The sequence below is a fragment of the Enterococcus malodoratus genome (assembly GCF_027659535.1).
Classification (GTDB): Bacteria; Bacillota; Bacilli; order Lactobacillales; family Enterococcaceae; genus Enterococcus_A; species Enterococcus_A malodoratus.
Map to the genome: position 1 here is coordinate 54100 of NZ_JAQDPG010000012.1, position 23156 is coordinate 77255.

General features: G+C 38.6%; 23 protein-coding genes and 2 pseudogenes. 18 read left to right on the forward strand and 7 right to left on the reverse strand.

The window, feature by feature from the left end; all coding sequences use genetic code 11:
- Positions 1-185: 185 nt before the first annotated feature.
- From PGP85_RS17440 to PGP85_RS17475, 8 genes are all read left to right on the forward strand, one after another.
- Positions 186-611 carry a PTS sugar transporter subunit IIA gene (locus tag PGP85_RS17440; protein WP_270328645.1) on the forward strand — a complete coding sequence of 142 codons (426 nt, stop codon included), beginning with the start codon at positions 186-188 and terminating at the stop codon, positions 609-611.
- Positions 611-1084, forward strand: a complete 474-nt coding sequence (locus tag PGP85_RS17445) for a PTS system mannose/fructose/N-acetylgalactosamine-transporter subunit IIB (protein WP_270328646.1) — start codon at positions 611-613, stop codon at positions 1082-1084. The genes PGP85_RS17440 and PGP85_RS17445 overlap by 1 nt, the downstream gene beginning before the upstream one ends.
- A gap of 15 nt (positions 1085-1099) precedes the next feature.
- Positions 1100-1858 carry a PTS mannose/fructose/sorbose/N-acetylgalactosamine transporter subunit IIC gene (locus tag PGP85_RS17450; protein WP_270328647.1) on the forward strand — a complete coding sequence of 253 codons (759 nt, stop codon included), beginning with the start codon at positions 1100-1102 and terminating at the stop codon, positions 1856-1858.
- A 15-nt stretch (positions 1859-1873) separates the two neighbouring features.
- Positions 1874-2698: a PTS system mannose/fructose/sorbose family transporter subunit IID gene (locus tag PGP85_RS17455; RefSeq protein ID WP_270328648.1), complete on the forward strand. Its 825-nt coding sequence runs from the start codon at positions 1874-1876 to the stop codon at positions 2696-2698.
- Positions 2699-2734: 36 nt separating this feature from the next.
- Positions 2735-3406 (forward strand): ribulose-phosphate 3-epimerase, encoded by a 672-nt coding sequence (locus tag PGP85_RS17460; protein ID WP_270328649.1) that lies wholly within the window; start codon positions 2735-2737, stop codon positions 3404-3406.
- 44 nt (positions 3407-3450) lie between these two features.
- Complete coding sequence (locus PGP85_RS17465; RefSeq protein ID WP_270328650.1) at positions 3451-4608, forward strand: mannitol dehydrogenase family protein; 1158 nt, start codon at positions 3451-3453, stop codon at positions 4606-4608.
- 354 nt (positions 4609-4962) lie between these two features.
- Positions 4963-6663 (forward strand): glycoside hydrolase family 13 protein, encoded by a 1701-nt coding sequence (locus tag PGP85_RS17470; protein ID WP_270328651.1) that lies wholly within the window; start codon positions 4963-4965, stop codon positions 6661-6663.
- Between the two features lie 2 nt (positions 6664-6665).
- A complete protein-coding gene (locus PGP85_RS17475; RefSeq protein WP_270328652.1) occupies positions 6666-7910 on the forward strand; it encodes a dicarboxylate/amino acid:cation symporter in 1245 nt (414 codons plus the stop codon).
- Between the two features lie 39 nt (positions 7911-7949).
- Here the strand turns inward: PGP85_RS17475 and PGP85_RS17480 are convergent, their stop codons facing one another.
- Positions 7950-8723 (reverse strand): MurR/RpiR family transcriptional regulator, encoded by a 774-nt coding sequence (locus PGP85_RS17480; protein WP_270328653.1) that lies wholly within the window; start codon positions 8721-8723, stop codon positions 7950-7952.
- Between the two features lie 507 nt (positions 8724-9230).
- On the opposite strand from PGP85_RS17480, the gene PGP85_RS17485 reads away from it, so the two are divergent.
- The 7 genes and pseudogenes from PGP85_RS17485 (at position 9231) to PGP85_RS17515 (ending at position 16002) form a co-directional block, all read left to right on the forward strand.
- A complete protein-coding gene (locus tag PGP85_RS17485; RefSeq protein WP_270328655.1) occupies positions 9231-10076 on the forward strand; it encodes an aldo/keto reductase in 846 nt (281 codons plus the stop codon).
- A 68-nt stretch (positions 10077-10144) separates the two neighbouring features.
- A pseudogene (locus PGP85_RS17490) lies at positions 10145-10252 on the forward strand (type II toxin-antitoxin system PemI/MazE family antitoxin); the annotation flags it as partial.
- Positions 10253-10528: 276 nt separating this feature from the next.
- The gene (gene hxlB / locus PGP85_RS17495; protein ID WP_270328656.1) at positions 10529-11086 is read left to right on the forward strand and encodes a 6-phospho-3-hexuloisomerase; all 558 of its coding nucleotides are present in this window, start codon (positions 10529-10531) and stop codon (positions 11084-11086) included.
- Positions 11087-11101: 15 nt separating this feature from the next.
- Positions 11102-11935, forward strand: coding sequence for a transketolase (locus PGP85_RS17500; protein ID WP_270328657.1), 834 nt, complete (start codon positions 11102-11104; stop codon positions 11933-11935).
- Positions 11932-12852, forward strand: coding sequence for a transketolase family protein (locus tag PGP85_RS17505; protein WP_270328658.1), 921 nt, complete (start codon positions 11932-11934; stop codon positions 12850-12852). The genes PGP85_RS17500 and PGP85_RS17505 overlap by 4 nt, the downstream gene beginning before the upstream one ends.
- A gap of 316 nt (positions 12853-13168) precedes the next feature.
- Entirely contained in the window at positions 13169-15094 is a 1926-nt protein-coding gene (locus tag PGP85_RS17510) for a glucose PTS transporter subunit IIA (protein WP_270328660.1), read from the forward strand.
- Between the two features lie 62 nt (positions 15095-15156).
- A complete protein-coding gene (locus tag PGP85_RS17515) occupies positions 15157-16002 on the forward strand; it encodes a MurR/RpiR family transcriptional regulator (RefSeq protein WP_270328661.1) in 846 nt (281 codons plus the stop codon).
- Positions 16003-16127: 125 nt separating this feature from the next.
- On the opposite strand, the gene PGP85_RS17520 is transcribed toward PGP85_RS17515, so the two are convergent.
- The 6 genes from PGP85_RS17520 to PGP85_RS17545 all read right to left on the reverse strand — a co-directional run bounded on the left by PGP85_RS17520 (position 16128) and on the right by PGP85_RS17545 (position 19005).
- Positions 16128-16220 carry a type I toxin-antitoxin system Fst family toxin gene (locus PGP85_RS17520; protein ID WP_178981148.1) on the reverse strand — a complete coding sequence of 31 codons (93 nt, stop codon included), beginning with the start codon at positions 16218-16220 and terminating at the stop codon, positions 16128-16130.
- Between the two features lie 113 nt (positions 16221-16333).
- Entirely contained in the window at positions 16334-16966 is a 633-nt protein-coding gene (locus tag PGP85_RS17525) for a DUF2922 domain-containing protein (RefSeq protein ID WP_270328662.1), read from the reverse strand.
- A 54-nt stretch (positions 16967-17020) separates the two neighbouring features.
- Positions 17021-17404 carry a hypothetical protein gene (locus tag PGP85_RS17530; RefSeq protein ID WP_270328663.1) on the reverse strand — a complete coding sequence of 128 codons (384 nt, stop codon included), beginning with the start codon at positions 17402-17404 and terminating at the stop codon, positions 17021-17023.
- Between the two features lie 55 nt (positions 17405-17459).
- Positions 17460-17672 carry a DUF2922 family protein gene (locus PGP85_RS17535; RefSeq protein WP_010741886.1) on the reverse strand — a complete coding sequence of 71 codons (213 nt, stop codon included), beginning with the start codon at positions 17670-17672 and terminating at the stop codon, positions 17460-17462.
- A gap of 17 nt (positions 17673-17689) precedes the next feature.
- Positions 17690-17896 carry a P-loop NTPase family protein gene (locus PGP85_RS17540; RefSeq protein WP_270328664.1) on the reverse strand — a complete coding sequence of 69 codons (207 nt, stop codon included), beginning with the start codon at positions 17894-17896 and terminating at the stop codon, positions 17690-17692.
- Positions 17897-18315: 419 nt separating this feature from the next.
- Positions 18316-19005 (reverse strand): hypothetical protein, encoded by a 690-nt coding sequence (locus PGP85_RS17545; RefSeq protein ID WP_270328665.1) that lies wholly within the window; start codon positions 19003-19005, stop codon positions 18316-18318.
- Between the two features lie 860 nt (positions 19006-19865).
- Here PGP85_RS17545 and PGP85_RS17550 point away from each other — a divergent pair.
- From PGP85_RS17550 to PGP85_RS17560, 3 genes and pseudogenes are all read left to right on the forward strand, one after another.
- Positions 19866-20771: pseudogene (locus PGP85_RS17550) on the forward strand (tyrosine-type recombinase/integrase).
- Between the two features lie 447 nt (positions 20772-21218).
- Positions 21219-21998: a WxL domain-containing protein gene (locus PGP85_RS17555; protein ID WP_270328666.1), complete on the forward strand. Its 780-nt coding sequence runs from the start codon at positions 21219-21221 to the stop codon at positions 21996-21998.
- Positions 21999-22064: 66 nt separating this feature from the next.
- Entirely contained in the window at positions 22065-23129 is a 1065-nt protein-coding gene (locus tag PGP85_RS17560) for a DUF916 and DUF3324 domain-containing protein (RefSeq protein ID WP_270328667.1), read from the forward strand.
- Positions 23130-23156: the final 27 nt, after the last annotated feature.

Sequence of the window (23156 nt, forward strand, 5' to 3'; positions counted from 1 at the left end):
ACATGACAAGTGTGACAGATGGTCTTTTTTTATTGCACACATCAGAGAAAAGGGAATGTGTGACAAAAACATGTTACACATAAATATTTTTCTATGTAAACGCTTGCGGTTGAGCAGTTTTCATGTGTGCGAAAAAACTGGCACACTACTTGCTTTATATTAAGTCGAAAGGAAAGGGTGAGTGTATGATTGGAATTTTAGTATTAAGTCACGGCAATCTTTCGAAGGGCATCGTTGAAAGTGGAAAAATGATTGTCGGTACGAATGAAAAGGTTGATTATCTTGGACTCTATGAAGGCGATAACATCGATGAGTTTTACGATCGAACGGCCGAAAAGATTCAAGAATTAGATGATGGAGATGGTGTAGTGGTCTTTTCAGATCTTTACGGAGCCAGTCCTTTTAAAGCAACGGCTTATTGCGTGAAGAAGCTGCCAGAAGTAAAGTACCGTTCCATTTCCGGTGTGAATTTTTCAATGTTTATTGAGAGTGTCTTAGTGAGAGACTCCATGAATTTAGATGAATTGGTCGATCAGATTATGGACACTGGAAAAACCGGTATCAAGGAACTATTTAAAGAGGCGAAAACACTTTCTAAGGAGGAAGAATAATGAGAAATATTGTATTTACACGAATTGATGATCGGCTAATCCACGGTCAAGTAATGACTGCCTGGGTTCACGAAACAAAAGCAAATGAAATAGTGATTATCGATGATGAGGTAGCACAGGATGATTTTCTAAAGATGATCATGTCTTCATCAGCTCCAACCGGGATCAAGGTACTGATCTTTTCAGAAGCAGCAGCCATTGACTATTTACAACAGGAGGCTGACGGAAACAAGATTATTGTATTAGCGAAAAATCCAACAGTTATTCAACACATCATTGATGGCGGAGTAGAGATCAATGCTCTAAATGTTGGCGGCATGGGTGCTCGCAAAGATCGTTCTCAACTATATCGTAATATTTCCGTGAGCGATGCCGAACGACAATGCTTTAGAACGATCAAAGAAAAAGGCGTCAATGTCTATGTTCAAGTAATCCCTGAAGAAAAGAGTGTCAATATCGAACAATATCTATAAAAAGGAGTGAAAAGAATGGAAATCAATATCTTTCAAGCGTTGTTAATTGGTCTAATTTATTATTTAAGTGTGAATGGAACACCGTGGCTGACATTATTAGGAAGTACCGTACTAGCCCGTCCATTGATTTGCGGAACATTGGTTGGACTGGTTCTGGGTGATGTTGTTCAAGGCTGTGTGATCGGTGCGGCAATCAGCTTGCCTTATCTAGCTTACATTTCTGCTGGGGGAACAGTTCCGATGGACCCCGGTTTGGCTGGAACATTGGGTACTGCACTGGCGATGGCGGCTGGTACTTCACCAGAGGTTGCCGTTTCAATGGCAGTTCCAATCGGGTTGTTGGGTACGGTTATCTGGATCGCCCATATGACTGTTGATATTTCATTTCTCCATATGATTGATAAAGCGGCAGATGAATTGGATTCAAAGAAAATTGATCGAATTCAAATGTTTGTTCCGCAAATTTTCTTAATGCTAATCTCAGTAGTCCCAGTGTTTATTGTCGCTTATTTCGGCTCAGGCGCAGTAAAAAGTATTCTGGATGCGTTGCAAGGAAAACCGCTGCATGTGTTAGAAGTTATTGGCGGAGTACTGCCTGCATTAGGGGTCGCGATGATTTTGAAATCAATTATGACGAAGGATACAGCGGTTTTCTATTTCCTCGGATTTGTTTTAGCCGTGTATTTAGAACTTCCAATTATTGCCGTTTCGATCTTGGCATTTATTGTCGCTTTCGTTTATACCCAATTGTTTTTCAAAACAAATCAAGCATAGGAGCGTGGACTAATTATGGAAAAAGTGGAAGAAACGAAGTTAACTAAAAAAATAATCAAGAAAAGCTTTTGGCGCTGGACTTGTTTTTCTCATTCAAATTACAACTATGAACGGATGCAATCTTCTGGCTTCCTGCATGCGATGCTGCCGGTACTGAATCGCTTGTATGAAGGAGATGAAAATGCGCTTCGTGACAGCTACAATCGACATTTGGAATTTTTCAATACAGAGCCGCATTTTGGCGGGATCATTGGTGGACTGACGATCGCTTTAGAAGAAGAAAAGGCGAGCGGCGCACCCATTACCGGTGATGCTATCAATTCAATTAAGACTGGTTTAATGGGTCCTTTGGCAGGTATTGGTGATACTTTGTGGCAGGGAACACTGGTCCCAATTTTATTATCCATTGCCATAAGTATCGGCTCTGAGGGGAACATTTTTGGCCCGATTTTCTACGTTGTCTCTATGTTTGCCATCATGTTGGGAATCGCCTATTACCTTTGGATGCAGGGCTACAACTATGGTAAAGAGGGTATCCAAAAATTAATGAATGGCGATCTGCTGAAAAAGGTAATGCTGGGAGCCAAAGTCATGGGTGGTGTCGTGATTGGTGCATTGACTGCGAATTATGTAAGTCTTAGTACGAGCTTAGTGTTCAAGTTTGGCGGATTAAAGCTAAATGTTCAAACTGATATTTTAGATAAACTTTTGCAAGGTGTATTGCCGCTGGCAGTAACGATGATTGCTTTACTATGTCTGAACAAAAAAATGAAGTCTACGACGGTGCTATTGATCTTAGTGTTGATCTCAGCTGTCGGAGCGATTATTGGGATCTTTTAAATTACTACGATAAATAAAAAAGGACGTGAACAGTTTATGGGATTAAGTAAATTCGTATCCCCATCAATAATGGTTCCAAAAATTTATGAATACGAAGAGTACATGAAACAATTTGATCAGTACAATCTTTCTGTCATTCATTTCGATGTAATGGATGGTCATTTTGTGCCAAACATTATGTTAGGGACATCGGTTTTTAACGATTTAAAACAAATGACTCAGATCCCTATAGATATCCACTTGATGGTTAATGAACCTGAGAATTACATTTCTATGTTTAATATAAAAAAAGATGATTGGATTAGTTTTCATCCAGAAACGACGCAGCAACCGTATCGATTGCTTCAAACGATAAAGGATATGGGATGTAGAGCCGGACTAGTCATTAGTCCTGGAACGCCAATTTCTTATTTAGAGGAATGTGTTGATCAGTTGGATTATGTGACCTTGATGACAGTAAATCCCGGATTCGCCGGTCAAACACTCGTACCTAATTCCTTCGATAAATTAAAAAGAATCAGGCAATTACTAGATTCCTATAATCCTGAAATTGATCTATTAGTGGATGGAAATACAACACCAGAGAATAGCAAAAAAATGTCTGAAAGTGGAGCAAATGGCTTTGTAGTAGGCAGCGCTTCAAAAATTCTGAAAAGTCCAAGTACTTTTGGAAAGTATCACGATGAATTCATGGAAGTACTAGGTTAACGAATGCATTACTAATTTTAAAGCGAAGGTGGTTTGTTTAAAGTATGAAAAAAGCATTGGTCTTTGGTGCAGGAAAAATTGGTCAAGGGTTCATTGGAGAACTGCTTCATGATGATGGGTATGAAATTATTTTTGCGGATGTCTCCGATGAAGTGATCGAGGAAATAAATAAAAACAACTGTTACAGCCTGTTTCTAACCAACCATAATTATGAGGAAAAGGTTATTAATAATGTTTCTGCACTGTCGCTTTTAAAAAATCAAGAAGAAATAATTGAGGCTATTACACAGGTTAATATCATCGCGACCTCTGTTATGAAAACCAATTTAGTGAGTGTGGCCCCCATTTTAGCTGAAGGGTTAAAGAAACGATTAAATGAGGGACTAAGCAGAGTGCTGGTTATGGCATGCGAGAACGCTATTATGGGTACAGATACATTGGTAAGCCTTATGGTTGATACAGGAATTGTTACCATGGATCAGTTAAAAGAGATTGGAGCCTATCCGAACACTGGTGTTGACAGGTTTGTGTTTGGGGGAGTTTACAATGGGAAAGAGGGGACCGCGATCAGCGACTCCCATGAACTTGCGATCGAGCGTCAAAAACTAGATGACCCAGACAGTAAACCGATTGCGGGTGCTGAGTACGTAGATAATTTAGAAGCAGTCCTCAAAAGAAAGATTTATTTGGTGAATTGCTGGCTTGCGATAACTAGTTATATTGGGCATATACATGGATATACTATGGTTGATGAAGCGCTTCGTGATGCAGCTATTCAAGAAAAAGTGAAAAAGGCAGTTCTTGAATCAGCGGCAGGACTGGAAAAGAAATTCGGTTTTTCTAAGGATGAAATGACGCACTATATCAACGAAATGATTATCAAACGCTACGATGATTACAATCAAGAAGGAATCAATGATCCTATCGCTAGAGTTGCCCGTCAGCCGATTCGAAAATTGTCTCCAGACGATCGAATAATGGGACCAGTATATATCGCTTCTGAGTATGGCTTATCGACGGAACATCTGTTGTACGGTGCTGCGTATGCCTTTAAATACGATAATCCAGAGGATGAAGAAGCTGTGAAACTGCAAGAGTACATTCAAAAAGATGGGATTGAGAACACTATCGAAAGAATTACTGGACTCCAAAAGGGCTCAGCTATGTTTAACTTGGTTTTAGACTATTACAATGCTATCTGATAAGCCGCTTTTAAGTAGGTTTTCGGATAAAAGTGGTTCGTATCTATTTCTCAATAAGTTCGATTAACACGAATCATAATCAACCCCTGCGATCTGTTTTTGATCGCAGGGGTATTTTTATTGATCACACCCGCTCATTAAAAATCGATTTTCTTTTTTTTTGCCACACTTTTGTTGCTGAAACTCCAACTAGAATAGGCCTGAAGCGTGCCTGTAAAATTTTTCATCTTTTGTTAAAAAAAACTACTTTGCGAATAAATGCCAGAATCCCTCTACTGTATTGGTTCTTCTAACCATTGCGGATATATTGTTGTTAGAAAGCGAATTCAAAATAATTATAGAGGAGCTGTTAGCATGAAAAAACAATGGTGGCACGGTAAGGTAGCTTACCAAATTTATCCAAAGAGCTTTAACGATACGAATGGCGATGGAGTTGGAGATTTAAGAGGTATTATTGATAAATTAGATTATTTGAAAAATCTGGGAATAGATATTATTTGGGTGTCTCCAATGTTCACGTCTCCATTTGTCGATCAAGGATATGATATTTCTGATTATCAAGGAGTTGCACCGATCTTCGGAACAATGGAGGACATGGATGAACTGATTGCGGAAGCGAAAAAAAGAGAGATGTACATCCTGTTGGATTTGGTATTGAATCACTGTTCAGATCAGCATGAGTGGTTCCAGAAAGCATTGGCTGATTTAGAAGGAAAATATGCTGATTATTTCCACATTGTAGATGAAAAAGAATCCGGCGAGTTGCCTAGCAATTGGCGCTCTACATTTGGCGGACCCACGTGGACGAAGATTCCTGGTACTAATAAATTCTATCTGCATATCTTCGCCAAAGAACAGCCAGACTTAAATTGGGAAAACCCAGAATTGCGTCAAGAAATGTATGACATGATCAATTGGTGGCAAGATAAAGGAATCGCTGGATTCAGATTGGATGCTATCGCCAATATTAAGAAGGATATGGAGTATAAAAGTTTTCCGCCGGATAGAGAAGATGGGCTAGTAAGTAAATTCAGAATGGTTGAAAGCGTCAAGGGAATCGAGGTCTTTCTTAAAGAGCTTAGTGAACAAACGTTTAACAAAATCGATGCGCTGACCGTGGCAGAGCTATCCAGTTTTGACCGGGCTAAGCTAGAGGAATATGTAGGAGATAATGGGTATTTTTCTACAATATTCGATCTAAGTACAGATTCTATGGAAGTTAGCGGAAACGGCTGGTATGATCGAAATCCAATTACTGCCAACAACTACAGACAAGTAATCTATGATAGTATTCGAGAAATCGAAGGAATCGGTATGAAGGCGAATATCATTGAGAACCATGATGAGCCCCGCGGAGTGAGTCACTACATTCCTGAAGAAGAATGCAATGATTATAGTAAAAAAATGCTGGCAGCCATCCTATTCATGCGCCCAGGGCTTCCATTTTTATATCAAGGACAAGAAATCGGGATGGAAAATACACCATTCGATTCAATTGATGAATTTGATGATTTATTTACTCACAATGAATACCAAGTGGCTCTAGATGCAGGAATCGAACCAAGCAGAGCTCTTAAACTTGTGAACAAATACAGCAGAGACAACGGTCGCACACCAATGCTGTGGAGTACTGACGCAAATGCAGGGTTTACTACAGGAAAACCATGGCTGAAAGTAAATCCCAATTACGTTGATATCAATGTTGAGTCGCAATTGAAGGATGAAAATTCCGTTTGGAAGTTCTATCAGAAACTGATTTCATTGAGAAAAGATGAAACATATGGAGATGCATTCGTCTACGGATCGTTTGAACCTGTTTTTGAGGAAAAGGACAATATAATCGCCTTCTATCGCCATGGGGCTGAATCAGATATTTTGCTGATCGCAAATTTCCAAGATAAAGAAGCAATTCTCGATCTAGATGTTACAATTGAAAAGGTTTTATTAGACAATTACCAGTATACAGCAGACGAAAAACTGGATATTACCAACCAAGAGCTGAAATTGAAACCACATCAAGCGGTGATTTTAGCTGTAACGCAGAAAGGAGAATAACCATGAAAAAGGCATTATCTTCAACGACAAACCAAATTATTCTCGCAACGGTATTAGGAATCGCTTTTGGGTCTATTGTGGGACCATGGGCTGCTAATATTAAGTTTATCGGAGACATATTTATTCGATTGATCCAAATGTCTGTTGTTATTTTAGTAATGACTTCAGTTATCGGAGCAATGGGAGACATGAAAGGAAAAAGTGCAGGGAGGATGGGCTTCCACACATTCAAATGGATACTGATTTTTACTGTTCTATCTGCTTTAGCAGGATTGGTCATTTCCATGATCATTCAACCAGGGGCAGGTATGGAAGCTCTAAACGGAAAGGTCGATGTCGGTTCACAAGAGGCAGTCGGAATTCAAGAGACCTTGTTAGGATTTGTACCTACAAATGTTATTGAGGCTATGGCAAATGGTCAAATGATTCCTTGTATCGTGTTTGCGCTATTCTTTGGAGTAGGATTAAACAAATATGTACAAAAAACAGGAAATATGGTCGTTCTTGAAATGATTAATGGGTTGAATGCAATTGTTCTAAATATTATTCAAGGAGTAATGAAAGTTGCGCCAATCGGTATTTTTTGTCTACTAGCGAATGTATCTGGGGCAATCGGACTATCCGTGATTGTTCCTATGTTAAAATATTTAGGCGTAGCTGCGGTGGGTGTTTTCTTAATGATGGTGGTTTTCTCAATCTTTACAGCGATCCGCTGCGGAGTGAACCCATTATTGATGCCTCAGAAATTTTTGAAAATGTCTATTATTGCCTTAACAACTACGTCATCAGCGATTACATTTCCAACGGTTTTAGAGGATAGTGTAGAAAAATTTGGGATAAGTAAAAAGGTCACGGATTTTACTGCACCGTTAGGGATGTCAATGTGCAGCTGCGGTGCGGCGCTAAGTAACGTTTCGGTTATTGTGTTTTTGGCTCAAAGCGCAGGAATTGAGTTAGGGATAGACAAGATCATTTTAGGAATCGGTTTGTCTATTATGTTATGTATGGGAACAATTACGGTTCCTGGCGGCTTTGCTGTATCTGCAACATTTTTAGCGGCCTCATTAGGATTACCTGCTGAAGGTGTAGCGTTGATGTTTAGTGTTGACTGGTTTGCCGGCATGTTTAGAACGTTCTTAAACGTTGATGTAGACGTTTTGGTTGGCATGTTAGTGGCGAATGGTGAAGGAGAACTAGACAAAGAAATCTACAATGGAAATAAAAGTGTCGAATATTTAGCTGATTAAATTACTGATCTAAAAGGAAAGAACGTCCATGATTGTTTCTCATGGACGTTCTTTTTTGTATAAAACAAAACTATCAAATAGTAAATGAAGTAATAGATGCAAGGTTAAAAAGGAAGAGCGATTCATCTGTGTTTCTTGGTCAATATTGGTATTTTCGTAATAGAAATTCCACATCGTGTGTTTAGCCAGATCATTGTTTGAAAGATTTGTTACAGAAACAGTCTTACAACCACGAACACGCAAATTGTTTAGCGTCGTGTTAAGCTCATCGACTTCCCCAATCTGGGAAACAATAAATACGAGATCATCTTCGGTGAAATCATTAGAAAGTTTTTCAAATTCATTATAGCCGGAGATGATGACAACATTTTTTTTGAATTCCAGCATACAGCGGGCAAACTCTTTCAAGATCAGCCGTTGTCCGTAGCCGACACAAAACGCATAGATCGTATTAACCTGATCCATCTGCTGAAATAGGGAGTTCAAATTTTTATTATTTTGAAATTCCTTAATGGTCTGATCAATATCAAATTTGAGAACATCGGTACTATAGTCAACACGGTCCTTATTTTTTACTTCCGTTTGGAGATCAATCTGCTGTTTTAGAAAATATTTGAATTCACTATACCCGCTGAAACCAAGCTTTTTTGTGAGTCTTAAAATAGAGGCTGTTGAATAGTTAACGATTGATGCCAACTCAGTAATATTCAAATTACTTGTTTCCACTTGATTATTGGTAATGTATCGAAGAATCGACAGGTCATTTTCATTTAGTTGATTGTAATGTTCATTAATAAGAGTATCTAGCGACATTGATTTGCACCTTCCTAAAAAAACATTCTGTTATTTATTATACAATAATCATCTGATCTGTTCAATCTTCGACAATAGTCCCAATTAGAGTATCGTTTTTTAATCAACATATAATTCCTGATTGGATGATACCTACCTAATGAATTGGACAAAGAAATTTTACTATTCTTGTTCATTTAAGAATAGAAGAGCAAGAGCTCCGATTAAAAAGGTGATTAGATTACCGAACTTTATAAGATCCAATTACGATTTCAATCAGAGATTTTATTTTTAAAACATGCTCGAAAATGGCAAGGTAATTGTACCTAGTTATCTTACTTCGCTGCCTAGTGTAATAAACCTGCAGATTAAAGTTTCCGCCTCCCCGAATACTATTTTAGTTTACCATGTTCCCTAAGCCTTTTAGCAGGATATTTTCTTTACAGCTCATGATGTAGCAAATACAATTACTGTATAAAATTGGCGTGGTATGTGTTTGATATGTAATGACAGAAAGAAGGGGAAGACTTGGAAAAAGTATTATTGGCAGGGCAAAGGGTTTCACCAATAGGACTCGGTACATGGCAAATTGGTGATCATAAAAAGAAGAGAGAAAGCGAGTTGCAAGCACTTAAAATAGGAGTTGAGCTGGGGGCTCAAGTAATCGATACTGCTGAAATGTATGGCGAAGGGAAGTCTGAAATCTTAGTTGGCGAAGCAATTCAATCAGTCAAAAGAGAGAATATTTTTCTCATTTCAAAAGTTTTACCAGAAAATTCTTCGAAAGAACTTCTGCCGCAAAGCTTGGATCAATCCTTAAAACGATTAAATGTCGACTATCTTGATATGTATCTCCTTCATTGGCAAGGAGATGTCTCTTTAGAAGAAACGGCTGAAGCAATGCAACGAATGAAGCAACTTGGAAAAATAAAGTCTTGGGGTGTTTCCAATATAGATTATTCGGACCTGCAACGACTAGTGGAGTCAGATTATGGAAAAGAATGCGCTGCGAATCAATTGAAATATAATATCGTAGACCGGGGAATTGAATTTGATGTATTACCATATATGAGAATTAACGAAATACCTCTAATTGCCTATTCTCCTATTTTGAAAGGAAGTCTCCCAGACGTAAACTCTGAGAGGAGTGTGCTGAAAGAAATTGCGAACAATCATAGAGCATCCGTTTATCAAATTTTGCTGTCTTGGAGCATTCGCGATGGCAGAACGATCGCAATACCAAAATCCAGTGATACCGAACACGTAAGAGAAAACATAAAAGCATTAGAAATTGAATTAGCTCAAGAGGAGTTAATTCAACTTGATCATATTTTCCCAAAACCAATTACAAAAACACCTTTAGCACTTTGGTAGTTTTTAGATACTGGCATCTTCAATATGTTCGTGGTGTCACTGAACGATAAAACAAAAGAGGTGCTCCTATGTTATTCCCAAAATTGAGATTACAAGGTGTCGTTGTTACTTTACCTTCTGATAACGGAAAGGAATCTTTGGAAATTCAAGAATATATAGTGATTTATTCTTATGATGTTCTTTCAGGCTACGGTCAATAATAGAGGTTTCAAACCGAAGCTCAAACCACCCGTTTTAAACGAGTGGTTTTTATATTGCTCGTATGATAGTTGAAAACTCCGACATAACGAAAAAAATTTCTTTGGAGCGAAATATATTTTCTTGGATGGCAATGAAATCACTAGTTTACTTCTTTTTCGCAAAATATATTTCGTGAAAAACGTTGACTATTTGGATTTATCAGCTTATACTGATTTTGTAAACGAAATAAATTTCGTATAGGAGGTTTCTTTATGGGGTTGAATAAATATGAGGAACAGGTTCTAAGGGAAAATTCACAATCATTGGACCGAATTTCTAATGAGGAATTTGATACTGCCTTAGAGTTAGTAGAAAAAGCACCAAAGATATTTGTATTGGCGCTAGGAAGAGCGGGATTCGCAATCAAATCTTTCGCGATGCGTTTGATGCACATGGGTAAAGATGCTTATGTTGTTGGTGAAACAATTACCCCAAATTTTGAAAAAAATGATTTACTGGTGATTGCTTCTGGGTCAGGCGAGACGAAACAATTTTTGCAAATGGCGGAAAAGGCACAATACTTCGGTGGAAAGGTATTAGCGCTAACAGGGAATGGAGATTCGACTTTAGCGAATCTATCAGATGCGAAAGTTGTCATTCCGGCCCCGAGTAAAAATGTAGCGGAGAGCAGTTTCGCCTCTGTTCAGCCAATGGCTTCCTTGTATGAGCAAACAGTTTTATTACTGGGGGATTCAATTGTGTTAGGGCTGATGGAACGATCAGACAAAGAAAATAAAGAAATGTTCAAAAAGCATTCAAATCTCGAATAAACTGGAGGAATAAAAATGACTGGAACAACTATTAGGACAAAGGAATTAGAGCAAATTGCTAACTCCGCACGTATCGACATTATCGAAATGATAGCAGAAGCCGGTTCGGGACACCCAGGAGGATCATTATCGATCATTGATATCATAACTGTTTTGTTCTATGACAAGATGAATATTGATTCAAAAAATCCGAAGATGGAAAATCGCGACCGCCTCGTTTTATCCAAAGGGCATGTGGCTCCCGCATTGTACGCGACTTTAGCCAATCAAGGCTATTTTGACAAAGAAGAGCTGATGAAATTACGAAAGGCAGGCGAAATGCTGCAAGGTCATCCAGATATGAAATCGACTCCTGGGATCGATGCCTCGACAGGTTCTTTAGGTCAAGGATTAAGTATAGCTAATGGGATGGCCTTGGCAGCAAAACTGAATCAACAAAATCATACAATCTACACCATTTTTGGCGATGGCGAGTTACAAGAGGGTCAGGTTTGGGAAGCAGCCATGACATCGGCACATTACAAATTGGACAATATCATTGCGATTGTGGACCACAACGGACTGCAAATCGATGGTACTAACGATGAAGTAATGACAGTAAATCCAATTGATAAAAAGTTTGAGGCTTTTAATTGGATAGTCATTAAAATTAATGGTCATGATTTTGATGAAATTTCTCAAGCTTTGGACGAAGCAAAAAAGGTTCAAGGTAAGCCAACCGTGATTATTGCTGAAACGGCCAAAGGCAAAGGTGTATCCTTTATGGAAAATAATGGCAGCTGGCATGGCGTAGCACCAAACGCAGAGCAACGCGATGCAGCAGTCAAGGAATTGAGAGGGAACGAATGATGAATACAGCGACGAGAGAAGCTTATGGGAAAACGCTAGTAGAATTAATCGATAATGAAGATGTTGTTGTGTTAGATGCAGATTTGGCTCATGCCACAAAATCGATGATGTTTGCCAACCAATGTCCAGAACGTTTTTTCAATGTTGGCATTGCTGAAGCAGACATGATCGGAACGGCAACTGGATTGGCTTTGAGCGGTAAGATTCCTTTTGCCAGTACTTTTGCAGTATTTGCTACAGGAAGAGCGTTTGATCAAATAAGAAATTCAGTTTGCTATCCAAATGCTAATGTAAAAATTGTTGGTACGCATGCTGGGATTAGTGTCGGAGAGGATGGCGGTACTCATCAAGCTATCGAGGACATCGCTATTATGCGCAGCTTACCGAATATGACAATTCTTCATCCATGTGATGATGTTGAAGCAAGACAAGCCGTTTTAGCTGCAGCTGAGTATAAGGGTCCCGTTTATCTGCGAATGAGTCGAGTGCCAACGCCAACGCTGCATTCTGATAATTATAAGTTTGAGATTGGCAAAGGCGAAGTGATCCGTGAAGGAAAAGATATCGCGATCGTAGCTACTGGATTGATGGTGGTCAAAGCCAAAGAAGCCGCGGATCGACTGGTCGAAGAAGGCATTGATGCAAAAGTAATTAACCTGCCTACGATCAAGCCATTGGATGAAGAACTGCTCTTAGCGACGGCTAAAGAGGTAAAGGGATTTATTACTGTGGAAGAGCACAATGTTATAGGCGGGTTAGGTAGTGCGGTTAGTGAACTACTAACGCAAAATGAGCCAAAGAAAGTTAAAATGGTTGGCATTCAAGATACATTTGGCAAGTCAGGAAATCCAGACAAGTTGTTTGAACTGTATGGGTTGACTGTTGAAAATATTGTTGCTGCCGCAAAAGGTTTATAAATTCAGCAAAAATAGTTTAGACAGAATCGCAGACTCAGGATAAAGTGAAGATATAATTGATCAATGGATTAGTATAACGAAACATCCGGGTGCACTATTGTACTCGGAGAGGTTTCTATATGAAAGTGAAATAGTAAACAATTAGTGATGCTTTTCTTTGACGTCGGGAAAAGGGTCTTTAGTAATACATTCATTAGCAATTATGTAAACGGTTACCGAATAGTTTGGATTGAGTATTTATTGATCAAAAAATGTCCTGAAGAAATGAAGGTTGAATTCAGTTTGCTGAATTTGAAATGGGAAGGGAGATAACCAAATGAAATATGAATCTACAATAAATGGGATAGTAAAAAATATAGGTGGTTTAGATAATTTAGTCAGCGCAGGTCATTGTGCGACAAGACTTCGTTTTAGACTGACAGATATGGGGAAACTGGATGAAGCGGGCTTGAAAAAAGTCAAAGCGGTGATGGGTGTTCGGGTGATGGAGGGCAATGAGATTCAAATCATCATCGGGACTGATGTAAGCACAGTTTACGAAGAATTTATGAGTAGTACAGGATTTAAAGGAAAGGGTGGTTCTAGTGAACCTATAGGCGAGAAGAAAAAAATGACCTTAAAAGGCTTTGGATCACTAATTGTTGAGTATATCAGCGGAACTGTTGCTCCGGTTATTCCGATCTATTTGGGTTGTGGAATGTTGTTAGCATTTTTAACGGTTTGTACGAACTTTCTGGGGTTGGATGCTGACAGTGGTTTAGTTGTTATTCTTAATGGTGCGGCTGGCGCAGGCTTTTATTTTATGCCGATCGTATTGGGCTGGTCTGCTGCTACAAAATTGAAAGCTGATCCGGCATTGGGTGCTTTGCTGGGAATGGCATTGTTAGCACCTGAAATCAATAACATTAAAGGACTTGACGTCTTTGGCTTGCCGGTGACCCAGGTCCAGTATAACGGTTCTTTTTTACCGATGCTTCTTGGAACGGCATTTATGGCATTGGTTTACCGTTTCTTTAAAGATAAGATTCCGCAAGCTGGACGATATTTCTTGTTACCATTAGTAACGCTAGTGATCTCAATTCCAGTCACATTAGTTTTTCTTGGACCGATCGGTTATATTGCAGGTACGAAATTAATGTGGTTCTTGAATTTGATTGCAGGCCAATTCAAACTTGGTGCTTTAGCGATTTGGGGCTTTTTCACTCCGCTTAGTATCATCACGGGTATGGACAAGGCCGTTTACTTCATTAACATGGAGCATTTGAATGCAGTTGGATTCGACAATATCTTCCTGCCTGGCGGCCTAGCAGGAAACTCGGCTATTGGCGGTGCAGCCTTAGCGGTTTGGTTTTTGAGCAGAAACACCGATACGAAATCAATCGGAGCTTCTTCAGGGATCACAGCAATCATTGGAATCACTGAACCAGCGCTATATGGGATTTGTTTAAATTTTAGAACGCCATTATTAGGCGCAATGACTGGTGCCTCGATTGGTTCAATCTTTGCGGGGATAGTCAATTTGAAACAGTATGTGTATGCTGGACCAGGTTTAGTGACTTCACCAGTCTATATTTCACCGGATGGAAGTATGACGAACTTTATCTTCTGTTTGGTCACGATCGCATTATCTGCCATTGCTGGATTTGGGATGACCTATGTCTTTAGTTTGAAGAATAAACGGCAGTACGATGGTGAGCCGGATGAAGTAGCTGAAGATGCTGAAGTGATTGATGTAGCATCGCCAACTATTGTCGACGGAAACAACTTATCTGCTGGTACTTTAAAAGAGGTGGATTTGTTCCAGGTTTGTGATGGTCAAGTAATAAAGATGGAAGAAGTATCCGATCCTGTTTTTGCAGAAAAAATGATGGGTGACGGTTATGCAGTTAAGCCTATTGATTCCACCATTTATGCACCTGTTTACGGGATAGTCAGCACGATTTTTGAAACCAATCATGCGGTTGGAATTCGTACAGAAGAAGGGTTAGAAGTACTGGTTCACATGGGACTTGATACCGTGGATTTGAAGGGTGATCCGTTTGAGATTCTTGTTAAGGTAGGAGACAAAGTCAATGGGAGAACGGCGATTGCGAACGTTGATTTAAAAAAAATCAATGATGCGGGGAAATCTGATGAGATGATCGTCGTAGTGACGAACATGGATGCAGTAAAATCAATCATCGCAGGTGATGGACAAAAGGGTTCCAAAGGGGATCTTGTAGCAACTGTAGAACTGAAATAGGTTGGTTGTACAGCTTCGATGGTTTATAATTAATGAATAATTAGATGATGTGAGGGCTGTACATGGATGAAACCAATGTTTTAATTTCACTAAAGAATATCTATAAAGATTTGTTTGAACAAGAAAAAAAAGTCGCTGACTTTGTCATGGAGCATCCAAGCGAAGTAACGAATATGAGTGTGACAGATTTAGCGGAAAAATCTAATGCCAGTGAAGCGACGATCATGCGTTTGTCAAAAAAGGCTGGATATAAAGGTTTTTATCATTTTAAAATTGCTTTGGCCAGAAATATTCAAGACGAAAAGAAAGAGACAAATTTTGAACTTGATCTGAATGATTACAATACGTCCATTCATAATATTTTCAACTACAAAATGGAAGAATTAAAAAAATGCGATGAATTAATCAATCGTGATGAAGCTAAACAAGCCTTAGAATTGATCAAGAACTGTGATACTCTCTATATTTTCGGTGCAGGAAACACAAATCCACTAGCCGTTTATGCAGGTTATCAATTTACACAGTATGGGATTCGTACAAATGTGGATATTGGACCAGAAATGCAAACAAACGCTGCTTTCCGAATGACTGAGAAAGACGCATGTTTGTTAATCTCCAATTCTGGAAGCACCAATATGATAGTAGATATTGCATCTATTGCGAAAGAAAGAAACACGCCATCAATCGCAATTACAAGTTATGATAAATCACCGCTAGTAAACCTGGTGGAACATGTATTATTAAGTTTTACTAGTGAAAAAGTGTATTTTGAGGCGATCAGTTCTACTCGAATGGCGCATATGGCGATTATTGATATGTTACTGCTTTTGCTTTCTATTGATGAAGATGGGAAGTACCATCGCTATAGTTCAGATAGAGAAGAATTTTTGGCGAAATATAAATCGTAATTCAATAGGTTAATGGCAAAGCTGCGTTCACTTCGATAGTGGATAGTGAATGTTCCGATTTATAAACATAATGAACCAACCCCTGCGATCAAAACAGAATCGCAGGGGTATTTATCTTCCAGTCGTCATGGATCATGTCCGCTCAACCAATGGTTGACGAGGGCGATGATCAATCCCACAAAGAGTGGTGCGAGGACATATCGAATAAGCTCGCTCAACTTCGCATCACCTCCTCTCCGGAGTGGGAGGATGACGACTGAACAGAATCACCTACGCATAGTTAGTTTGAGAAAGGCAGAATTTAGTCGTTTTTCGTTTTCTTAGATTTCATTCAAGAAGGGTCTTCTTTGTTCTTTCCTTTCTTGCCCCAGAGTCGGGCGAACCTTTCTTTGAGACCAACGTTGTTCCTCTCTGACGTTTGAACAGATGTCTGTGTGTCCTTATTAGCAGTTGGACTTTTAGCTATTTCAGTATTTACTGAGTTCGAATAACCACTACTTGTCTGTGGCAAACGAGTAGAAACCTTTGAAGCTGGCAGCGAGACAGAAGGGAACCTAGCAGAGTTCATTTTACATTTTTCTGTGCTTAATTCTCCGATTTGGGGTGCATTTTTTGTTAATAAATAGGGGCCAATTTTCGGTTCTGCGGGAAAACCTTCTTTCGCTATTTTTGCCTCTTCATTTTTTGATTGAAGTTCCTTCTTAGGTTGATTTTCCTCATTTTTCGGATCATTCTTCACATCAAAAATCTCAGTCTCTTTGGTCGTCACGATCTTCGCCGTAACAATAGAATCAAATAGTTTTACGCCGTTTTGTTCAAAAATATCTAAGTTTGTTAATAATTCGCAAGCTTCTTTGATTGCTGGTGCTGGCAGATCAGGGTTCACGTCTTTGTACGTCCAATTGTGCTCTTTGCCAAGTCCATTCGTAAATGTCGCAACTAAATCATGTTTATCATTTATCATTTTTTCTATTTCCTTTCTCTCAGTCTTTTTCTATGCGTAATTAGTTAGCTAATTTCAAGGTTCATTCGTTTCATCGGGACGGGCAAAGGGGATTAAGGAACGAAAAAGTGATACAGCTTTCTGACCAAAGCTTCGTACAGGAAATACTTTTGAGCTTAACGCACGCCATTCTGGTGCCATGAAATAATCCTGAAAGTAGTGAAAGAACCGTTTCATGGTACGAGTAGCCTTGGTATTCATGAAAATCTTTCGGACAAGATCCTTCATGAAATGGGCAAACTCCTCTGCACCGAGCTGGTGTCTTACTCGCAAAGCTAAGATGTATTTAATGGTTAAACTGCTATTTTGTGTTTCGTAATAATAGTCAGTAATTCGTTTCTCAAGTGTTTTCGATTTCAAATTGAAAAGCTGTCGGTGAGACAACGTTTGTTCATTCATGGGATTCTTATCCTCCTTCTTTTATAGAGGAGTGCAAGCACTCCTCAAATGTCTACTAGAAAATAATTGTTTCTACGGTTTCTACATATTTCGCACTAACAACTTCGTTGAAAAGTTTTTCGTCGTCCTTTTCAAATAGATGCAGCAGGGTGAATCGTTCTAAAATGCCTCGGATTTCTTCAGTGGATTTTCCTTCACCAGGATCGGCATAGCTCCATGTTTGTGAGCGTCCAGCGCTGGTTTTAAAGATTGATACGATTTTTTTCATATATATTTTCTCCTTTTTTATTTAGTTACTCGCGATTGGCTAGTGACGATCACACCATCAAGTAATGTGCCGTCTTTATCTAAGTCCTTCATGATTTCTCCCAATTGGATAATTTCATTTTCATCTGGATCATCGACCACATTTGGGAAAGTGACTTTTTTTAATTTCTGTACCCCTAGTTGAGATAAGTGAACCTGTAATTTTGTGCCTAACTTTTGAATCATTTGAATTCCTCCATGTTTTATTTTTGTTCCGGCCGGTGACTCAACGATAAAGCACAAAACAAAACTAGGTCAAAGTCGCGAAAATTGCATTTCGGGAACAAAAATACGGCCTTTTTGTTCAATATATTTTCAAGAACCTTGATTTCATCGGGTTTATAAAAAAGTGAGAGGATAAATGGCTGTATTTTTCATTGCGAAATGCAGGATTGGAGGGTTTGACAACGGAATGGTTTCTATGAATTACAGAGGATTACTGATAGGACAATATTTCTGGTCGAAATCGACAGAATAATTCGTTGGAAATGACGATGGGGAATTTTGGAATTTCAATTTCTCTTTAGAATTTCTTAATATTTACTCGAACAAAAAAATAGACGAGCAGAGGAAGGTTCTCTGTTCGTCTTTCAATTTGTTCATCACTAAGATTTCTTTTTTTGATCCAAAAGAGCCTCGGTTAAGTAGCGCCGTTGGAGTGTTCCCGGGTCTGTCATCCAGCGCTGGAGCAGGGGACGGTTTTGTAACGATCGTAGGAACGGAGTATTCGGCATCTGTAGATATTCCAATGGTCTTTCACTGTGCTGAAGGGCAATCGAATACTCACGTCGCAAAAGACAAAGAGAGTAGATCGCCTTTTCTGATTGATCTATGATACTGCGCATTTGCGTGGGCAGCTTAAGGATCAAGCCATTGGTCAGTTCTGCATAACAATGCCCCTGAATAGTCTTCAAATCATAGATATCTAGCGGATTTAACCAGTGACAGTTCGTTGGATTCTCTAAAGGAAATAGTGTGTAGTGCCAATTTACAAAAGGGACTTTATAAGAAGAAACCTCTTTAATCGCTGAAAAACAGCGCTTAGTCAATGAATAATCAAGAAAACGATGTGTTCGGAAGAATGTATCTAATGTCTTTAAGCTGCCATCCTCCGAGTAAGAATGCTGCTGATCCCGTAACACGATCGTACCCAACTCACATGGAGCAGCTAACAACGCGGTGATCTTCCCCAGATCATAACGGTTAAACATTTGTGCATCCTCCAACAAAACTAACCAATCCTCAGATAACTTGTTACCATCAAAAACTTTTTCTGTTAACGCTTCAATTGCCATGTGCATCACTCCTCAAACTTTTATGAGTTCAGTATACATAAAAATAAAAACCCAAACTTTTTATCTTTTATTTAAGATAACGCAAACTCGTTCTTTACACTATAAAACACGAGTTTCAATAAAGAAAAAAATAGATTTTTTTTGTTTTATTTAGGCTTGGAAAGACGATTAATACATGAAAAGCTACATTCGTTGTTGTTATTGTTTGGTGGTTATGCTTTTATTTTGAAGGAGAATAAAATTTGTGAAATGTGAATCATTAAAGAAAGAATTGAGCGAGTCTGGGCAAAGAAAAAAACCTAATAACAGGCTTTCTGGGACGTTTCGATTGGATTTTATTTCGTATATAGACAAAGCGAAAACAACATATTAATCGGTATGAAATATCAGTTATTACTTTTTCTTGTTTTATTTAAAAATAAGAAATTTGACAAATAACCAGAAAAAAACACCTTATATTTGTTCGCCACTAACTTTACATTACAAATTATAGGATATTATAAAAGGAATTGCAATAATAATTTAAAGGTTATTCTTCGTTTTTAACTTTTAAGATTAGTTAATGGTGGAAACTATCTAGAAAGTTTAATGAAAAGTAACAATTGCAATGCCCGTCAAGAATGCTCGTCAAAACAGAAAGAAAGAGTGGTTATTTTATGAACAGCCAGCCAAGTAAAGGAGACAATATCTACTACAGAAAAGACGGACGGTGGGAAGGTCGTTATGCAATCGGTAGAAAAAACAATAACAGAATCAAATATGGTTATGTCTATGGAAAAACATATCAAATTGTTAGAGAAAAACTATTTCCTCTAAAACAACGATCAGAGAGAATGATTGAGCTTTATGGAAAAAGTCTGATGACTTATGACGAATGGATCATTCAATGGAAAAAAGATATTCAAAAGACAATTAAGGCCTCCACGTATTCAGATTATTGTTACAAGTTATCCCGTTACTTACTACCAAACTTGGGAAATCTACCATTGTACCAAGTAACATCTGAACGAATTCAGGAAGTCGTGGATCAATTCAACAATCTCTCCTCTGCCAGTATTCATATCGTTGTTTGTCTGCTTAAAAAGACTTTAAATGATGCTAAGAAGAAAGCTCTCATATATAAGAATCCATGCGACACTATCCAACTTCCAAAAAGAAGTACACGAAAAGTCCATGCATTAACGATCGAGCAACAAAGAGCATTGTTAGAAGCGGTAGATGATAGTAGTGATGACAAAGGACAAGCAGTCGCTTTATCTTTGAATACGGGAATGCGAATCGGGGAAGTAGCTGCATTAAGATGGGAGAATGTTGATTTCAATAGCGGAATCATATCTGTGAATTAAACGTGTAATAGAATTCAAATTGGTCAAAGTAAAAAGACGATCGTGAACTACGATTCAGTCAAAAGCACGGCGTCACAGCGAATCATCCCAATGAATCAAAAAGTTCAACACATATTAAAGGGATTGCAGGAAAAGAATACAAGTGAGTACGTATTCTCTATAGGAAGTAAAGGGTGCGAACCACGGGTATTAACATACCATTTCCATCAACTACGCAAGCAGGCAAAACTAGGGAATATTCATTTCCACCAACTTCGCCATACCTTTGCGACTCGGTGTTTAGATGCTAAGGTTGGAATTGCTTCAGTTAGTGCTCTGTTAGGTCATTCTTCGACAAAAATGACGTTAGATGTTTACTCAGATTCAATGCTAGAGGAGCGTATTACGGCAGTTTATGCCATTGAAGAATTGGCAGGATGATTAAAAATAATAGAATATAAGATGAACAGACATTAAAAATAATTTAATCATTTTTTGCGAGATAGACTAATTTTGCCCATCTTAAGTAAGCGCTAACATAGTTGGGAGATTTTGATAGTTAATATTATTTAAGTATTTCTCTGTTTTTAAAGATTTTATTAAGAAATATTTTAGCGTTTTTTGACATTTCGTTATTTAATTATGTACAAAATAGCGACATAAACCCGTCAAATTAAGCCGTCACATACAAACGAAAGCTAAGAATAACGATTTTTAAAGTAGTTCTTATTTTTAAATAAAACAAGAAAGATTCTAATAACCTGAAACTAATTCGCACTATATAAGTTTACCATTTCTTTTCGATTATTTTTCAGTTTCTTTAATATCGAAGGCAGAATGCCGTTTGATATAGAAAGCTCAAAAAATAAAAAACAAGGAGAGAAAGAGATGAATAAGAAGAAATTAGTGACAGGTTTGTTAAGCACGGCGTTTTTAGGGGGCGTATTAGTGACTACTGCATTACCGGCAGATGCGGCGACTTATGGTGGTCAGTCAAATGGGTCAGTATCATTTAAGAAAGGGACATTGGTAACACCTCCAATCACACCACCCGTTGTTCCACCAGTAACACCGCCAGCTTCTGATTTTGGCTTAATTTATGTACCAAAAGAATTTAACTTTGCGGAAACTGCCGTACCTTCAACTGTGCAAACTACCCCAACAACAATTGCGATCGACTCAAATTGGGAAGGTAGTCCAGCAACAAATACTGGTGGAACAGGAACTACAAACCCGGCAACCAAACACTTCTTGGTCGGTGATGTGCGTGGTACGCGTGCTGCTGGTTGGAAATTAGAAGCGAAATTAACAGCTGATTTGCAAGATAGTGGATCAAGTAAAACATTAGCAGGAGCAACAATTACTATGGCACAAAATATTAACGAAATGAACCCAACTGGTTGGGTAGCAACACCGACTACAGCTAGTGCAACCGTTCATACACCTGATACAGTAACTTCAGCAGTGACATTAAGTACGACTAGTTCAACAATCATGAGTGCTTCTGGCGAAACTGCAGCAAGTGCGGCTGACGGTCGTGGTGAAGGGTACTGGCAAGGAGAATTTACTAGTATCAATCTAAATGTTCCAGCAGCAGCAATGAATGCGGTTGCAGCAGGTGAACAATACGAAGGTACTGTAGATTGGACATTGACTGATTCAATTTAAATAGGAAAACTGACAGGCTGAAGTTGCATCGCAGCTTCAACCTGTTCTTATCTAAAGGAGCCAAACATGAAACGACTACTCCCGATTTTAAGCTTAGTAGTATTGATTCTATTTCCTAGTATGACTTTTGCGGAAGAAGGAAAAGAGTCAAAGGGGATTACAGAAAATGAAAAACGTGCCGGGTTCACGGTGCAGGCGGTATTACCTGAGAACCAGATTAATGATCGGATAAGTTTTTACCATCTATTGATGAAATCAGAACAAAGCCAAACGATTCAAGTAAAGATCATGAATACTTCTGCGGAGAAGCAATCCTACACTGTTGAGGTCATCAATGCGGCAACGAATCGCAATGGTTTGATTACTTATGATGAACGTGAGAAAAAACCGGATGAAAGTATGAAGCTTCCAATCACAGATGTGGCGAAGCCAAAGAATAAGGAAGTAACTGTGGATGCTTTCTCAGAAGGCCAAGCAGAGATAGATATTCAGACACCCACAGAATCATTTCAAGGAATTCTTCTTGGTGGTATAAGAATTTCATTGAAATCCGAAGAAAAGGAAGAAGATTCTAAAGGAATGTCAGTGAAAAATACGTATGGTTATGCGATTGGCCTTGTCTTAACTGAACAGGATTTTGCGCCTGTGTATGGAGAAACTGATTTGAAGTTAACAAAACTTCAACCCGAAATCGATTATGGCAGTAAAGTGTTGGAAGCAAGTATTCAAAATCCTCATCCAGAAGCAATGGAAAAACTGGCGGCAGAAGGGAAAATCGTTCTTAAAGGTCAAGAAAAGACGCTGGCGAAGAATAACCTTAAAGATGTAAAAATCGCGCCGAATTCCGTTTTTCCATTTCAAATTGATTGGGGAATGCAGGAAGTTTCGGCAGGTGAATATACCTTCATCGGAAAGATCAAAGGCAAAACGAAGACATGGAATTTCAAAGAAGATTTCACCATTACTCGTGAAATGGCCGAGAAGATGAATAAGCAGACCGCTTTCCGTATCTTCATTCCAAGCTGGTGGATGGTCAGTTTTTACGTTGTTGGTACATTGACCGCTATTGTGACCGCTTGGCTCATTATTCGTTTAGTCAAAAGAGGGAGGGAGATACGTGAAAAAGAATAAAGGATTATACGTGCTTGTTGGATTGTT

Excerpts from the sequence above, each read along its gene's own strand:
- PGP85_RS17450 (WP_270328647.1), top strand. The coding sequence starts at position 1,100 with ATGGAAATCAATATCTTTCAAGCGTTGTTAATTGGTCTAATTTATTAT.
- PGP85_RS17465 (WP_270328650.1), top strand. The coding sequence starts at position 3,451 with ATGAAAAAAGCATTGGTCTTTGGTGCAGGAAAAATTGGTCAAGGGTTC.
- PGP85_RS17455 (WP_270328648.1), top strand. The coding sequence starts at position 1,874 with ATGGAAAAAGTGGAAGAAACGAAGTTAACTAAAAAAATAATCAAGAAA.
- PGP85_RS17545 (WP_270328665.1), bottom strand. The coding sequence starts at position 19,005 with ATGGCAATTGAAGCGTTAACAGAAAAAGTTTTTGATGGTAACAAGTTA.
- PGP85_RS17555 (WP_270328666.1), top strand. The coding sequence starts at position 21,219 with ATGAATAAGAAGAAATTAGTGACAGGTTTGTTAAGCACGGCGTTTTTA.
- PGP85_RS17445 (WP_270328646.1), top strand. The coding sequence starts at position 611 with ATGAGAAATATTGTATTTACACGAATTGATGATCGGCTAATCCACGGT.
- PGP85_RS17515 (WP_270328661.1), top strand. The coding sequence starts at position 15,157 with ATGGATGAAACCAATGTTTTAATTTCACTAAAGAATATCTATAAAGAT.
- hxlB (WP_270328656.1), top strand. The coding sequence starts at position 10,529 with ATGGGGTTGAATAAATATGAGGAACAGGTTCTAAGGGAAAATTCACAA.
- PGP85_RS17500 (WP_270328657.1), top strand. The coding sequence starts at position 11,102 with ATGACTGGAACAACTATTAGGACAAAGGAATTAGAGCAAATTGCTAAC.
- PGP85_RS17470 (WP_270328651.1), top strand. The coding sequence starts at position 4,963 with ATGAAAAAACAATGGTGGCACGGTAAGGTAGCTTACCAAATTTATCCA.
- PGP85_RS17525 (WP_270328662.1), bottom strand. The coding sequence starts at position 16,966 with ATGATAAATGATAAACATGATTTAGTTGCGACATTTACGAATGGACTT.
- PGP85_RS17560 (WP_270328667.1), top strand. The coding sequence starts at position 22,065 with ATGAAACGACTACTCCCGATTTTAAGCTTAGTAGTATTGATTCTATTT.
- PGP85_RS17540 (WP_270328664.1), bottom strand. The coding sequence starts at position 17,896 with ATGATTCAAAAGTTAGGCACAAAATTACAGGTTCACTTATCTCAACTA.
- PGP85_RS17480 (WP_270328653.1), bottom strand. The coding sequence starts at position 8,723 with ATGTCGCTAGATACTCTTATTAATGAACATTACAATCAACTAAATGAA.
- PGP85_RS17535 (WP_010741886.1), bottom strand. The coding sequence starts at position 17,672 with ATGAAAAAAATCGTATCAATCTTTAAAACCAGCGCTGGACGCTCACAA.
- PGP85_RS17505 (WP_270328658.1), top strand. The coding sequence starts at position 11,932 with ATGATGAATACAGCGACGAGAGAAGCTTATGGGAAAACGCTAGTAGAA.
- PGP85_RS17440 (WP_270328645.1), top strand. The coding sequence starts at position 186 with ATGATTGGAATTTTAGTATTAAGTCACGGCAATCTTTCGAAGGGCATC.
- PGP85_RS17510 (WP_270328660.1), top strand. The coding sequence starts at position 13,169 with ATGAAATATGAATCTACAATAAATGGGATAGTAAAAAATATAGGTGGT.
- PGP85_RS17530 (WP_270328663.1), bottom strand. The coding sequence starts at position 17,404 with ATGAATGAACAAACGTTGTCTCACCGACAGCTTTTCAATTTGAAATCG.
- PGP85_RS17475 (WP_270328652.1), top strand. The coding sequence starts at position 6,666 with ATGAAAAAGGCATTATCTTCAACGACAAACCAAATTATTCTCGCAACG.
- PGP85_RS17460 (WP_270328649.1), top strand. The coding sequence starts at position 2,735 with ATGGGATTAAGTAAATTCGTATCCCCATCAATAATGGTTCCAAAAATT.